This window comes from Acinetobacter sp. ANC 4910 (assembly GCF_004331035.1).
In the GTDB taxonomy this organism is placed as follows: domain Bacteria; phylum Pseudomonadota; class Gammaproteobacteria; order Pseudomonadales; family Moraxellaceae; genus Acinetobacter.
Genome location: NZ_SJNT01000007.1, coordinates 1 through 13705, shown reverse-complemented (window position 1 = coordinate 13705; position 13705 = coordinate 1). Strand labels below are relative to the sequence as shown.

Here is a 13705-nt window from a genome sequence, read left to right as displayed (position 1 = left end):
TTGACACTTAGACAAATTGACGACTGCTGCGTTAATAATCATTACTGAATCAGATTATTTTTTGTTGTATGCTTGGCGCTGTGTTTTCTAAGTTAAGTAATGTTCCAAGCATGCATTGTTCAATCTATAAATCGAGCAAAAAAGACGAGATGTATCTTTATGTTGCTCGTCCCTCTGAAAATGATGCAGAAGCATCTAATCCATTAGACGTTGTTCCAGAAGCTTTACGTATTGCTTTTGGTCGCGCGACGTTTGTTATGCATATCGAGTTGACCGAGACACGCAAGTTAGCGCGTGTGAATGTATTACACGTGATAGATTCGATTGAAACTAATGGTTTCTTTATTCAAATGCCACCAGAAGGGTTAATTAACCCGAATGCAGTAGCCCCAGAAGGCTTACGTGGCGCTTAATTTTTCTCAGGAGTTGTACTATGAATAATTTTCTTTCAATTTTAGACACAATTCCTGAAGATACAATTGCAGTCAGTGTGTATTTGCTAGGCAGCATCATTATTTTATGGTGCTGGTATGCAATCGCGAAACGCCTACCAAAACCGTTTGGTGGAATTAGTTGGGTGATTGTTTTTGCTGTTATGTTGACACCAACGGTTTCTGAAGGGACAAATGCTTCGATTGCACCTGCATTTTTTGGTCTAATGTTTGGCATACTGACTAAAGAAAACCCGCTCATCTGGTTTAATTTATCTGCAATTTTATGTGTTCTTGGTTTAGGGTTGATCGTGGGGTATTGCTGGTCTAAATATAGTGATAGACGCGAAATTTCTGTAGTTAACAAGAAAAGTTCACCACTTTAAATAAAAAATAAGGTTATCTTATGTCTGTTGATGCTCAACAATTTACGGGTACAAGTCAGTACATTGCGACTGATAGTTTAAAGCTTGCAGTGAAGGCTGCACGTGCATTGCAAAAGCCATTATTGGTTAAAGGGGAACCGGGAACAGGTAAAACTTTACTGGCAGAGCAAGTTGCACAAAGCTTAGGTCTAAAACTCATCACATGGCATATCAAGTCTACAACCAAGGCACAGCAAGGTTTGTATGAATATGATGCGGTTTCACGTCTGCGTGATAGCCAGTTGGGTGATGACCGTGTCTACGACATTAAAAACTACATTAAACCAGGTAAATTGTGGGAAGCATTTACCAGTGAAGAACGCTGTGTGTTGTTGATTGATGAAATTGACAAGGCAGATATCGAGTTTCCAAACGATTTATTGCACGAACTCGATAAAATGTCTTTCTTTGTGTATGAAACAGGCGAAACCATTACCGCAACTCAGCGTCCAATCGTCATCATTACTTCAAATAATGAAAAAGAATTACCAGATGCATTTTTGCGTCGCTGTTTCTTTCATTATATTGAGTTTCCAGATGAAGCAACCATGCGTGAAATTATTGATGTGCATTTTCCGCAGGTTTCAACTGCTTTAGTGAATGAAGCACTTCAAGTTTTCTTTAAATTACGTCAAGTGCCTGGTCTTAAAAAACCACCTTCAACTTCAGAATTGATTGATTGGTTAAGTTTGTTGATGGCAGATGATATGCCAGAAGATGTACTCCGTAATCATGATAAATCTAAAGCGATTCCACCACTCTATGGTGCATTGATTAAAAACGAGCAAGATGTACAGTTGCTTGAGCGTTTAGCTTTTATGTCGCGTCGCTAAAGGAGAAACACGCATGTTTGTGCGCTTGTTTTATACCTTACGCAAATATGGTGTGCCTGTATCTACACGAGAACTCATCGATCTGAATGAGGCGGTGGCATCAGGCTTGGTATTTGCCGATCAAGAAGAGTTTTATCAGCTCGCCAAAACCATCATGGTGAAGGATGAGCGTTTCTTCGATAAATTTGATCGGGGTATGAAAGACTATTTTGATGGTATTTCTACTTTTAATTTGGATGAATTACTCAATCAAGTTCAGCAATTACCCAAAGATTGGTTTGATCTAGAATTATTAGAAAAGCATCTCACGCCAGAACAGCGTGAAGAGTTGAAAAAAGCAGGTTCCCTTGAAGAATTGATGAAAATGTTGGAAGAGCGATTACGCGAACAGCATAAAAAACATCAAGGTGGAAACAAGATGATTGGTACGGGAGGGACTTCTCCTTTTGGTGCTTACGGAGATCATCCTGAGGGTGTACGCATTGGTGGGCCAGGGCGGAAGCGTTCTGCAGTAAAAGTTTGGGAACAGCGCAAATACCGTAATTTGGATGATGAACAGATTTTGGGAACACGCCAAATGCAATTGGCATTACGCCGTTTGCGTAAGTTTGCCCGTCAAGGTGCTGCCGAAGAACTGGATATAGATGGCACTATTAAAGAAACTGCCAAACAGGGCATTTTGGATGTTCAATTGGTGCCTGAACGCCGTAACCGCGTTAAAGTATTGATGTTGTTTGATGTGGGTGGATCAATGGATTCTCATATTGCACAATGTGAAAAACTATTTAGTGCAGCCAAAACAGAATTTAAAACACTCGAATATTTCTATTTCCATAACTGTTTATATGACTATGTTTGGAAAGATAATGTACGTCGTTCCAACACCCGCATGAACACATGGGATTTATTCAATACCTATGCACGTGACTATCGTGTAATTGTAGTGGGTGATGCAAGTATGGCACCTTATGAACTCAATTCAGTCGGTGGTTCTGTTGAATATATGAATGATGAATCGGGGCAAGTGTGGCTACATCGTTTACGTCAGCATTTTGATAAAACAGCATGGCTAAATCCTGAAGAAGAAAATTATTGGCATTACACCCAAACGATTAGCGCAATCAAACAGATTTTTGAACAACATATGTATCCGATGACCTTAAAAGGGGTAGAGGATTTAACCAAATACTTGGCACGTTAAATTCACCATGTTTTTAAACGCGTGTTAAGCATTCAATAAAGTAAGAAATAATAAATGTAGCCTAGGGGGAATAAGAGATGAATCATCAAATTAATGGAGTTGACCTACCTAATGTTGAAGGTTTTTTTGGACCTTATGGTGGTCAATTTATTCCTCCGCATCTTAAAGAGGCTATGGATGAAATTAACGTGGCATATGAAGAAATTCGTCATACGCCAGAATTTCAAAATGAACTTGCAGACTTATTTGCAAATTATGTTGGTCGACCGAGTCCTTTATTTCATGCCAAACGTTTGTCTGAGCAATTGGGTGGCGCGCAAATTTATTTAAAGCGCGAAGATCTGAATCATACTGGCGCACATAAAATTAATCATTGTCTTGGTGAGGCATTACTTGCCAAGTACATGGGTAAAACCAAAGTCATCGCGGAAACAGGCGCGGGACAACACGGTGTGGCTTTAGCGACGGCTTGTGCTCTAGTTGGAATTCCATGTGAAATTCATATGGGGCAAGTGGATATTGAGAAAGAACATCCAAATGTTGTGAAAATGAAGATTCTTGGGGCAAAACTGGTTTCGGTTACGCGTGGTACAGCAACCCTAAAAGATGCTGTGGATAGTGCTTTTGAGGAGTACTTGAACGATCCGAAAAACTATATTTATGCTATTGGTTCTGTCGTGGGACCGCATCCATTTCCGAAAATGGTGCGTGATTTTCAAAGTATTATTGGTAAAGAAATTAAAGTACAAACTCAAGACCGTTTTGGACAAAATCCCGATTATATTGTTGCTTGTGTCGGTGGTGGCTCTAATGCAATCGGTGCGTTTACCGCATTTTTAAATGATACAGATGTAAAATTGGTGGGTGTTGAGCCTGCTGGTCATGGTTTGGATACAGCTATGCATTCAGCGACCTTAACATTGGGTAAACCAAGTCAAATTCATGGTATGGCATGTTATGTATTGGAAGATGATCAAGGTGAACCATTACCTGTACATTCAATTGCTTCTGGTTTGGACTATCCAGGCGTGGGACCACAACATAGCTTTCTTAAAGATTTAGGACGAGTTGAATATACAACAGCAACGGATCAAGAGTGTTTAGATGCGTTTATGACTTTGTCGCGTGTTGAAGGGATTGTGCCAGCATTAGAAAGCTCGCATGCGGTCGCATGGGCATTGCGTGAAGCACCCAAATTGCCAAGAGATGTGAAAATCGTGGTGAATTTATCTGGTCGTGGTGATAAAGATTCTGACTATGTTGCAGACAAACTCGGTCTAAATTAAAACTTGAATTTTAAAAGGTCAGCATACGCTGACCTTTTTTATATTGACCTATATTTCATTATCCAGAAATATATTGTTGTAATTGTTCAATCAAATTTTTCTGATCTGCCATTGCTGCTTTTACCAAGTCACCAATTGAAATCAATCCAATCAAATGATCATCTTCGACTACGGGTAGGTGACGAAGGTGGCGAACTGTCATTAATTCAAGGCAATCTTCAATACTCGTATTTGTTGTTACAGTAAGTACAGCCGCTGTCATAATTTCATTCACGCTCGTGGAAGCAGAAGTTCGCTCCATCAAGGCGACTTTACGCGTGTAATCACGTTCAGAAACAATACCAACGACTTTTTCGTCTTGTGTAACGACTAAAGCGCCAATGCCCTTGTCTGCCATAAGTGTAATTGCTTCAAATACGGTAGAATCTGGACGAATTGTAAAAATTGACTGTTCTGATTTATCTTGAAGGACTTGTGCAACTTTAGTCATATTATTCATCTCTGATGTTGTTTATTGTTTGATATTTAACTTAACGCGAAACAATAAAAATGCAAATACCTGAAGAGTCATTAATTGCATTTAAGCGAAATAAGGGCTTTGAAGAAAATACTTTATTTCGCTTAAAAGTTGGGCTTATGCTGGTTGAAACTGTAAATCAGCAAAGAAAAAATGGCGCATTAGCTGAGTGGTTAGTTTAAGTTTTTGGCTAGAAGAATTACATAGCGCAGGAATGACGTTGAGTCGAGCTAAAGTTGGTAGTAATGACTTTTGAAAATCAGCAGGTGTGATCCTACGGGGCGTATAGCTTGGCCAATGAACTTCTGCATATTTATGTGCTTGAGCGCTATTCATCCAGAACGGAAAAATAAAATCATCTTGGTCAGACATGATTGCCCAACCTTGATTGTATAAACCCCATAACACACCGCAGTACATCATGGATTTAAGAACAGTAATTTTAAAAAATAAGTCTTTTGCGATTGGTTGTAATTGACTAATTTGTTTCATATTGGACAAACGTTGTGAAGTCATGAGTTATTGTAAAAAGATTAGGTTAAACTTCAGTGTAAGCTTTGCGAAAAATCGTAAGTAAATATGTTTTTTAAAAAAATAAAGCCCAAAAAAACGCCACCTAAGTGACGTTTAATTACGCTTGCATCGTGGCCATTTTCTGCCAGTATTGAGCTTTAAGAGAATCTCGCTCTACACGGAATCCTTGATAATAAAGTTCAGCTAAGAACATTGCAGCTTTACCATGGCCCGCACGTGCGACATCTTCCAATTGTAGAACTGCTTCGACAAAGTTTTTTTGCGATTGAATCGTGTTTACCGCGTTAGCATACACATGTTCTAATTCATGATGAGAAATTTGTTGAATCATAGATAACTCCTTATTGTAATTATGATTGCACAGCTAGACTTTTGTAGTCTTCATACTAATTTAACTAAGTATTATTAAACTAATATTACAGATTAGATGAAAAGTCAAATAACATATGGGGGTTGTACGAATAAATTCAAGTTACATGATTAAACAATAGTCAAAAAGTTTTTTTATTATTATGGATCTACAGGATACTGTAATTAAAAGGAGAATAATATGACAAATACAATAGATGGTTTCACTTTTGATTTACCACTGAACGCGGAAAAAATTATTGAATTAGCTCACTATCATCGTCAACAATTAGACGAGGCTATTTTTCATAATGAAATTCATTTAGGGGAATATTGTTTGGCTCAGCGTAAGCGTGTGTATGATTTTACGCGAACACTGGAGCCACAACAGCGTGTTGAATTTTATAAAATGTATGATGGAGAACTGCGTAGAATTGCAGATGATGAGGACTTGCATCCTGCAGATGCAGAACATGGTGTAGGTGTATTTACCATTGTACTGGCATTAGCGTTAATTGCTTTTATCCTTTATTTTGCTGTAGTTCGTAATATTACAAGCGCTTAAGACAGAATTTGCCCATTTTTAGCCATTTGAAGTTAAGACTGGGCAAATAAACTTGAGATTCTATTGTTGTCAACCTACACTACCTAATCATTCGAGGTAGTGTATGCATAGCGCAAAGCAAAAAATTATTCATTTTTTTTATCAGTTTAAATTAGAGAATTTATATTATTTCTTGGTCGTGTTAATTATTGGTGCGATTCTTTTTTTTGCTACTTTTGCCTTATTTAGACCTGTGACGCCAGAGCAGTATCATCAAATTAAACAGTTATCTCGGCAAGCTTATTATCCTTCTACTCAAGATATGGCAGATCAACTTTTGTATAAGCATCAGGTGACCATAGGTCATTACTTGAAATTGATGAGGGCATATCATACAGAGAAGAATCAGGCAAAGGAGCTTCCTCCTTTGGCGGATGATACTGTTCGCCCATTTTAGGAAGTGTTGTTTTGGGTGGAGCTAATTTTTTACTCGTGTTTAAATTTTCTTGCAAGATGTGTTCTAAGGTGGATTTATCTAGGTTTTTGCTGAAAATTACAATAGTTAGTCGATCTGGATGTAAATGCTTTCGGATCGCGTTTTGTACTTGAATAGCGGTTAATTCATTTAATTTTTCACCGTAGTGATTTAAATAATCAGCAGGTAAATGATAAAACCCTATAGCGCCTAACTGAGCATTAATCGTTGCGTTGCTACTATAGTTATTGGGAAAAGCTCGCATCATGCCGAGTTTGGTCTCTTCAAGTTGTTGTTGGTCAATTGGTGTGTTAATGAAATTGATCAAGGCTTGATGTGCAATCTGAATGCTTTCGAGCAAATGTTCTTGTTCTGTTGAATAGCCTAAGCTAAATGGACCTGCTACTTGCATGAAATTAAAATTACTATATGCACCGTAGGTAAGACCTCGTTTAACACGGAGTTCTTGATTCAAGATGGAATTAAATCCTCCTGTTCCAAATATGCGATTAGCCACTTGAAGTGCTAAATAATCTGGATCATCTCGAGTCATTCCAATTTCACCCATAATAATATGTGCTTGGCTTGAAGCATAAGGGATATGCCGAATGTTAAAATCTGTACGAATATTGGGGGCTAGAAGGGGATCAGCCTTGTTTCCTGCGGGGAATTGCTTGGCTATTTTTTCAGACAGTTTTAATGCTTCTTTAAGCGTTAATTGTCCTGTAATTGCAATATTTAAATTATTACGCACCAAAAATTGTTTGCGAAACTGTATCAAATTTTCAGGGCTTATACGTTTAATACTGGATTGAGTTCCGGTAATTGGCTCGGCATAAGGGTGTTTGCCATATAAAGTACGGTAAAACACAATATTTTTCATACGATCTGGATTTTCTTTTAATTGTTTTTGTCCTACAGCAGTATTACTTAACATCAAATCAATACTTGGTGTCTTAAAAGTAGAGTGATTCAATACTTCAAGCATCATTGCCAAAGCGGGTTGTAACTTTTCAGGATCGGATAAAGTTCTTAATTTAATGATAAACATATCTCGATATGCAGCCACGCTGAACTTGGCTCCAACACTTTCAAAAGTTGAAATAATTTCCTGCGCTGTGTAGTTGGTTGTTCCTTCATCCATAAGTTGTGCGGCCATATTGGATAAACCATAAAGATTAGTGCCAATTTCAGAGTCTCTTGCTGAACCGGCATTAAATGTGAGTTGAATGTCGATTATTGGTAAAGTTGGCGATTCCACAAAGAGTGATCGAACATGAAAGCGATTATTGAGTTCATGCACATAGGGCACATTTTGATGAGTATTTTCCTGAATATTTTTGATGCTCTGTAAATGAGCAATTGAGCTGAACCCGTTTGTTGTTTCTGTATTTTGTATAACCTCTGCGAAACTGGCAGGTAAAAATAAAAAAGAGGTCATGATACATAAATGAAATTTCCACATTTACTTATCCCTTGGTTATTTTTGTTGTTCAGGAAGAATATGCATATTGCTTAGATTTGTCTGGTTGAAATAGGTATTGGCTACGCGCTGGATATCTTCTGGGGTAACAGCTTCATAATGTTGCTGTAATTGATCAATTAACTGATAACTCAAACCATTCACCTCCAATGTTCCAATCATTCGAGCTTGTCCCGCAATATCATCTTGGCTGTAAATCAAATCGGCCATATATCTTGTCACTACACGATTTATCTCATCATCAGATACAGGGCTGTTTTTTAAATTTTCTATTTCAACCAATACAGCTTTTTCAATCTCCTCCAGTGAAACGCCTTCTACGGGTAAGGCAGTAATACTAAAAAGGCTATCACCACGATTATATGGATCATAAGATGCACTAATTGAAGTCGCTAACTTTTGATTGCGTACTAAATTGTTTTGAAGGCGTGAAGTTATACCGCTATCTAGTATATTTTTGATAATAATCAATGCATAGACATCTTGTGGATTTTGTGCGGTAGCTAAAGAATGAACATTCCAAGTCAAAAAGAGATTTGGAACTTGTACAGGAAGTTTAACCTCCATGTAGCGATAGCCAATATTTGTATATTCCTGAACTTCATTTCTTTGAGCTAATACTTTTGCTGGAATAGCAGAAAAGAATTGTTTTACTTGATTGAGTGTTTGCTGGGTATCTACATCACCAACAATAACTAAAATAGCATTATTCGGGGCGTACCAGTCTTGATACCATTTTTTAAGAGAGTCTAATTGAAGAGTATTTAAATTCCTCATATACCCAATTACAGGTTGTCTGTAGTGGCTGGTTGGGTAAGCAATCCATTTAAACCGCTCAGATGCGAGAGCACGAGGATTATCATCAATTCTTTGCCGCCGTTCCTCTATAACAACTTTAATTTCAGTGTCAAAGTCTTGCTGTCTGAGAAGTAAATTGCTCATACGATCTGCTTCTAACTCTAAAGCTAAGGGTAAAAAGTCTTTTTGGTAGAGTTGATAGTAGTAGGTGTAGTTGGTAAAAGTTGCTGCGTTCACACTGCCACCATACAGCCGACTTAAACGAGTAAATTCATCATTGGGCACTTTGATTGTGCCTTTAAACATCATATGTTCTAAAGCATGAGAAATACCTAAAAGGTTTCCTGATTCATCACTGCTGCCAACAGCATACCAAATTTGTGTCATGACCATAGGTGAACGATGGTCTTCGCGGATTATGACTTTCAGTCCATTGTCTAAAGTATATTCTGAGGTTGAGTTTGTTAGGGAGTTTTGAGGTTTTGCATAAACTGGAAGGCAATAAATCGGACAAATGAAGATCAATATACCCAAGAGTATAGTGCGTTGTTCTAGGCGTTTATTATTATTTTTGCCAAACACTTAGGGGGCTCACAAACCTTGGTCTTTAAATTCATTCTTAAGAAAATCATTTGTAAATGCAAGGTAAGGGTGTAGCTTTTTGTAGCTGATTTACACGATACGGCAAGATAAGGAAAATCCTTATCTTTTATGCTAAAATTATTAACTTTTAACGCGCTGCTTTTCAAAGGATTCGGCATGCAACAACAATCTACTGGGCAAAATAAATTTTTGATTGATGCTGATATTGGGGATGATGATGTAACTTTACCAAGTTTACCTGCGGTAAATGTGCCAATTATTGAGACTCCAAAAGCTGAAGAAATTAACACTCCAGTTCAAAAAACTTCCGATGAGCAAACTATCGAAAAGTCAACAGGCGGCTTTTTTAACCGAATGAAAGAAGGGTTAACCAAAACCCGTAAAAACTTTGCCGATGGTATGGTCAATATTTTGATCGGTGGTAAAGAAATTGATGATGAACTCCTTGAAGAAGTTGAAGAGCAGCTTTTGGTTGCAGATATTGGTGTAGATGCGACCAAAGCAATTATCGCTAATTTAACTGAGCGTACAGCGCGCGGTGATTTAATTTATTCGCATTCACTATATAAAGCATTGCAAGAAGAATTGGTTAACTTGTTGGCTCCGCGGGTTAAACCCTTGCATATCGATCCAAACAAAAACCCATTTGTGATTTTGGTCGTGGGTGTAAATGGTGTAGGTAAAACTACCACCATTGGTAAATTGGCTAAGCGTTTGCAAGGTGAGGGTAAAAAAGTCATGCTTGCGGCTGGGGATACTTTCCGTGCAGCAGCAACTGAGCAATTGCAAATTTGGGGTGAGCGCAACAATATCGCCGTGGTTGCTCAAGGTCATGGTGCAGATAGTGCTTCTGTCATTTTTGATGCTTTTGAAAGTGCGCGTGCAAAAGGGGTAGATGTTTTAATTGCCGATACTGCTGGGCGTTTACATAACAAAAGTCATTTGATGCAAGAATTGACGAAAGTTAAGCGTGTTATGCAAAAAATCGATGCTACAGCACCACACGAAATTATGTTGGTGGTCGATGCAGGCACAGGTCAAAATGCGATTAACCAAGTAGAACTGTTTGATGAAGCTGTTGGTCTCACAGGTATTACGATCACCAAATTAGATGGAACAGCAAAAGGTGGTGTTCTGTTTAACATAGCAAGTCGTACCCATGTTCCAATTCGCTTTATTGGCGTCGGTGAAAAAATTGATGATTTACGACCGTTCTCGGCAAAATCATTTGTAGCTGCTTTATTTGAAACAGAAAAATAAAAAGCAGTATATTTCACATAAACTCCGCAAAATGCGGAGTTTATCTTTTTTAGGGTATTTAGTTGATTTAAAAGAGAACAGCCTTTCCACAGTAAATGATTATTTCCCGGAAATTTGACGTTAGAATAAAAGCCTTAAAAAAAATATGTGTATTTGGGTTCTACGGGGTAATCAATGGCACTATTCGATAAACTTAGCCAAGTGCTAACAACTGAAATTACAACGGACTTAATTTTTAATAGAAAAAATGAAACTGATTCAAAAGAATCGGATTATCTTCAACAATTACAACAACGCCAATCCATACAGAAATTAGGTAAGCACCTAGTATATGATCAAGCATATTTAACCGAGTTGATTCATGCAGCTGCTTTAAGTTGCCCATCGGCAGTGAACATGAAAACCACACGTATTGTTATTCTATTTTCCAAAGCACATACCGAATTTTGGCATTTGGTTCAAGAAATTCAAAAAACACAAATACCCGAACACTTATTTCCAGCAATTGCAATAAAGATTCAGAAATGCAACGCGGCTTATGGAACAGTTTTATTTTTTGAAGATCAAACAGCCATCGAAAACTCACAAAAGAATTCACCCTTAAATTCAGCAGAATTACCATTGTGGTCAGAACAGAGTTCAGGAATGGCACAATATGCAGTTTGGATGGCTTTGGCAGAAATAGGAATCGGTGCGAACTTTAATTATTACAGTCCGTCAATTGATTACAAAGTCGCGCAATACTTTAAAATAAGTCCAAAATGGAAATTGAAAACTCAACTGGTATTTGGTTCTATCGAACAAGATGCAGAGTATGTTGATGTTACTGAGAAAGAAGCAGAATTCTTGGTTTTTAAGTAAGAGAATAAACAATTTCGTTTGATTTTTAATAGGATATATTTTGTAAGACATTGAACGTTCTAAATATAAAACAGACTGTCACAATCATAGGTCTTTATATAATTTACAAAGGGCTTAAGATATCTCAAAGTCAATTGAGATATAACTCTCTATTTAAACGAACAAATGAATGAGGACAAAATAATGGCATTCTTAGATCATATGAAAAAACGCCGTACAATTTATGCAATTGGAAAGAATGTAAAGTTAGAGCAAGCTGAAGTTGAACAGCTTATTAAAGATGCTGTACGTGAAAGCCCATCAGCTTTCAACTCTCAAACCTCACGTGTTGTTAGCTTATTTGGTCAATCACATCATAAGTTCTGGGAAATTGTACGCGAAACCTTGCGTAAAATGGTTCCAGCGGAAGCATTCGAAAATACAAGTAAAAAAATAGACAGTTTCGCTGCTGGTTACGCTACTGTTCTTTTTTATGAAGATCAAGATGTTGTGAAATCATTGCAAGAACAATTTGCTCTTTATGCAGATAACTTCCCGGTATGGTCGGAGCATTCATCTGCAATCGCTCAATATGCGGTTTGGACAATATTGGCTGAACATAATATTGGTGCATCCTTGCAGCACTATAATCCTGTAATTGATGCTGAAGTTACAGCAACTTATGACATTCCAAGCAATTGGAAACTACGTGCCCAATTAGTATTAGGTTCAATCGAAGTGCCTGCTGGCGAAAAAACATATCTAGACGATAATATTCGCTTTAAAACATTTAGCTAAATGTCTTTGCCGCAGTCATCTCTATTGATGATTGCGGTATCGTTAAATGATCAAATTTCTATATTTAAGTACATATACGATGTACATTTGGACTTTGCTCTCGACCAAATGCCAATATCATCTATTCTGTAAAGAATATAAAAATAAGTTAAAGATATCGGTTGCATTTCAAAAAGGACTTTGTCATAAAATTGTCATTTAGAACTTGCATAGTGCAACTAAAATTTAACAATGAATCAAGAGAAGGCAAAATGGCTTTACGTTTAACATTTGCTACAGCGGCATTAATGGTAAGTAGTTCGGTATTTTCAGCGGTTACAATCACTGCTCCAGAAGCAATCAAGATTCTTGCGGTAAATGATCAAGAAGTGAATACAGGTTTATTCCGTTCAGAAAATAATGCCTATAAATTAGATGCGGGTAGTTCAGACATTAGCGTTCGCTACATTCAGTATTTTGAACATATGTCTGGTGAGCATGATATCGTTAAATCGGGTGTTGTTACTTTAAAAACACCCAGCCTTCAAGACAATGAAACTTATCAACTGGCTTTAATCAATGCACCAAAAACGTTTGAAGATGCAAAAAAATACGCACAGCAACCTACAATCGCACTTTTAGATAAAAAGCAACAAATTTTGGTTCAGCAAACTGGTGCAAATACAGAACAAAAACCATGGTTAAGCCGTAGCATGTTTGGTGGGGCATTAGATTTAACACAAAAGAATTCTACGCCCGCCAATCAGCCGCCAGCTGTATATGCACAGCCTGTGGTAAACCCACAGTCTTCGACACTACAAGTTGCGACAAATACCAAATCAAATGCTATCGCTGTAGATCAACAATTAATTGAATTATGGAAAAAAGCAAATAAAGTAGAACGACAAAAATTTATGGGTTGGGTAGCAGAACAAGCAAACTAAGCTATCTTTCACTATAAATGAACTCAGTATATGTATGTGTACTGAGTTTTTTCTTTATAGCAATCTGTAAAAATACGCTCTGATGTTAAATTTAGCGTTATAAATGTTCGATTTGATTAATTACTAGTCGCTTGATGGTGTGTTCTACGATTATTGGTTAAAAGTGCTTGCACTCGTAATAAAACCGTATAGAATGCACCCCATACCGACGAGATAGACGGAAACGAACGAAGCGCGAAGCGCTGAGTTGTTAAGTTTATCGAAGTCCAGCTTCTAGCACTGACGAGGTGTTGGAAAGATCATTAAGAGATTATGAAGAACAACTTGTGTGGATTTTTACTGATTGATTGATCGAAATTATTTTCATTGATTGATGGTAGAAATTACTCGAAGTTTATTTGAGAAA

General features: G+C 37.4%; 15 protein-coding genes. 10 read left to right on the top strand and 5 right to left on the bottom strand.

The window, feature by feature from the left end:
* The first annotated feature begins 110 nt into the window (after positions 1 to 110).
* The 5 genes from E0H82_RS09125 to trpB all read left to right on the top strand — a co-directional run bounded on the left by E0H82_RS09125 (position 111) and on the right by trpB (position 4176).
* Positions 111 to 413: a YcgL domain-containing protein gene (locus E0H82_RS09125; protein ID WP_131264346.1), complete on the top strand. Its 303-nt coding sequence runs from the start codon at positions 111 to 113 to the stop codon at positions 411 to 413.
* A 20-nt stretch (positions 414 to 433) separates the two neighbouring features.
* Positions 434 to 817, top strand: coding sequence for a hypothetical protein (locus E0H82_RS09120; protein ID WP_131264345.1), 384 nt, complete (start codon positions 434 to 436; stop codon positions 815 to 817).
* Between the two features lie 20 nt (positions 818 to 837).
* The gene (locus tag E0H82_RS09115; protein ID WP_131264344.1) at positions 838 to 1689 is read left to right on the top strand and encodes an AAA family ATPase; all 852 of its coding nucleotides are present in this window, start codon (positions 838 to 840) and stop codon (positions 1687 to 1689) included.
* Between the two features lie 13 nt (positions 1690 to 1702).
* Complete coding sequence (locus E0H82_RS09110; protein ID WP_131264343.1) at positions 1703 to 2890, top strand: vWA domain-containing protein; 1188 nt, start codon at positions 1703 to 1705, stop codon at positions 2888 to 2890.
* 77 nt (positions 2891 to 2967) lie between these two features.
* Positions 2968 to 4176, top strand: a complete 1209-nt coding sequence (trpB, locus tag E0H82_RS09105) for a tryptophan synthase subunit beta (RefSeq protein ID WP_131264342.1) — start codon at positions 2968 to 2970, stop codon at positions 4174 to 4176.
* Between the two features lie 58 nt (positions 4177 to 4234).
* On the opposite strand, the gene E0H82_RS09100 is transcribed toward trpB, so the two are convergent.
* The 3 genes from E0H82_RS09100 to E0H82_RS09090 form a co-directional block, all read right to left on the bottom strand.
* Positions 4235 to 4666: a CBS domain-containing protein gene (locus tag E0H82_RS09100; RefSeq protein WP_131264341.1), complete on the bottom strand. Its 432-nt coding sequence runs from the start codon at positions 4664 to 4666 to the stop codon at positions 4235 to 4237.
* A gap of 144 nt (positions 4667 to 4810) precedes the next feature.
* Positions 4811 to 5185 (bottom strand): DUF2750 domain-containing protein, encoded by a 375-nt coding sequence (locus E0H82_RS09095; protein ID WP_131264494.1) that lies wholly within the window; start codon positions 5183 to 5185, stop codon positions 4811 to 4813.
* A 139-nt stretch (positions 5186 to 5324) separates the two neighbouring features.
* The gene (locus E0H82_RS09090) at positions 5325 to 5558 is read right to left on the bottom strand and encodes a hypothetical protein (protein WP_131264340.1); all 234 of its coding nucleotides are present in this window, start codon (positions 5556 to 5558) and stop codon (positions 5325 to 5327) included.
* Positions 5559 to 5777: 219 nt separating this feature from the next.
* On the opposite strand from E0H82_RS09090, the gene E0H82_RS09085 reads away from it, so the two are divergent.
* Positions 5778 to 6140, top strand: a complete 363-nt coding sequence (locus E0H82_RS09085) for a hypothetical protein (RefSeq protein ID WP_131264339.1) — start codon at positions 5778 to 5780, stop codon at positions 6138 to 6140.
* 290 nt (positions 6141 to 6430) lie between these two features.
* On the opposite strand, the gene E0H82_RS09080 is transcribed toward E0H82_RS09085, so the two are convergent.
* Both E0H82_RS09080 and E0H82_RS09075 read right to left on the bottom strand, forming a co-directional pair.
* Positions 6431 to 8059 carry a M16 family metallopeptidase gene (locus tag E0H82_RS09080; protein WP_131264338.1) on the bottom strand — a complete coding sequence of 543 codons (1629 nt, stop codon included), beginning with the start codon at positions 8057 to 8059 and terminating at the stop codon, positions 6431 to 6433.
* Between the two features lie 15 nt (positions 8060 to 8074).
* On the bottom strand, positions 8075 to 9415 hold the full coding sequence (locus E0H82_RS09075; RefSeq protein WP_416224497.1) for a M16 family metallopeptidase: 1341 nt from the start codon (positions 9413 to 9415) through the stop codon (positions 8075 to 8077).
* Between the two features lie 219 nt (positions 9416 to 9634).
* On the opposite strand from E0H82_RS09075, the gene ftsY reads away from it, so the two are divergent.
* The 4 genes from ftsY to E0H82_RS09055 all read left to right on the top strand — a co-directional run bounded on the left by ftsY (position 9635) and on the right by E0H82_RS09055 (position 13299).
* Positions 9635 to 10738 (top strand): signal recognition particle-docking protein FtsY, encoded by a 1104-nt coding sequence (gene ftsY, locus E0H82_RS09070; RefSeq protein WP_131264336.1) that lies wholly within the window; start codon positions 9635 to 9637, stop codon positions 10736 to 10738.
* A gap of 174 nt (positions 10739 to 10912) precedes the next feature.
* Positions 10913 to 11599 carry a nitroreductase family protein gene (locus E0H82_RS09065; RefSeq protein WP_131264335.1) on the top strand — a complete coding sequence of 229 codons (687 nt, stop codon included), beginning with the start codon at positions 10913 to 10915 and terminating at the stop codon, positions 11597 to 11599.
* A 183-nt stretch (positions 11600 to 11782) separates the two neighbouring features.
* Positions 11783 to 12376, top strand: coding sequence for a nitroreductase family protein (locus E0H82_RS09060; RefSeq protein ID WP_131264334.1), 594 nt, complete (start codon positions 11783 to 11785; stop codon positions 12374 to 12376).
* A gap of 251 nt (positions 12377 to 12627) precedes the next feature.
* Positions 12628 to 13299: a DUF2057 family protein gene (locus E0H82_RS09055; protein ID WP_131264333.1), complete on the top strand. Its 672-nt coding sequence runs from the start codon at positions 12628 to 12630 to the stop codon at positions 13297 to 13299.
* Positions 13300 to 13705: the final 406 nt, after the last annotated feature.

Coding starts and splice junctions, on each gene's coding strand:
- trpB (WP_131264342.1), top strand. CDS start 2,968: ATGAATCATCAAATTAATGGAGTTGACCTACCTAATGTTGAAGGTTTT.
- E0H82_RS09080 (WP_131264338.1), bottom strand. CDS start 8,059: ATGTGGAAATTTCATTTATGTATCATGACCTCTTTTTTATTTTTACCT.
- E0H82_RS09100 (WP_131264341.1), bottom strand. CDS start 4,666: ATGACTAAAGTTGCACAAGTCCTTCAAGATAAATCAGAACAGTCAATT.
- ftsY (WP_131264336.1), top strand. CDS start 9,635: ATGCAACAACAATCTACTGGGCAAAATAAATTTTTGATTGATGCTGAT.
- E0H82_RS09110 (WP_131264343.1), top strand. CDS start 1,703: ATGTTTGTGCGCTTGTTTTATACCTTACGCAAATATGGTGTGCCTGTA.
- E0H82_RS09120 (WP_131264345.1), top strand. CDS start 434: ATGAATAATTTTCTTTCAATTTTAGACACAATTCCTGAAGATACAATT.
- E0H82_RS09125 (WP_131264346.1), top strand. CDS start 111: ATGCATTGTTCAATCTATAAATCGAGCAAAAAAGACGAGATGTATCTT.
- E0H82_RS09090 (WP_131264340.1), bottom strand. CDS start 5,558: ATGATTCAACAAATTTCTCATCATGAATTAGAACATGTGTATGCTAAC.
- E0H82_RS09085 (WP_131264339.1), top strand. CDS start 5,778: ATGACAAATACAATAGATGGTTTCACTTTTGATTTACCACTGAACGCG.
- E0H82_RS09095 (WP_131264494.1), bottom strand. CDS start 5,185: ATGAAACAAATTAGTCAATTACAACCAATCGCAAAAGACTTATTTTTT.
- E0H82_RS09065 (WP_131264335.1), top strand. CDS start 10,913: ATGGCACTATTCGATAAACTTAGCCAAGTGCTAACAACTGAAATTACA.
- E0H82_RS09055 (WP_131264333.1), top strand. CDS start 12,628: ATGGCTTTACGTTTAACATTTGCTACAGCGGCATTAATGGTAAGTAGT.
- E0H82_RS09060 (WP_131264334.1), top strand. CDS start 11,783: ATGGCATTCTTAGATCATATGAAAAAACGCCGTACAATTTATGCAATT.
- E0H82_RS09115 (WP_131264344.1), top strand. CDS start 838: ATGTCTGTTGATGCTCAACAATTTACGGGTACAAGTCAGTACATTGCG.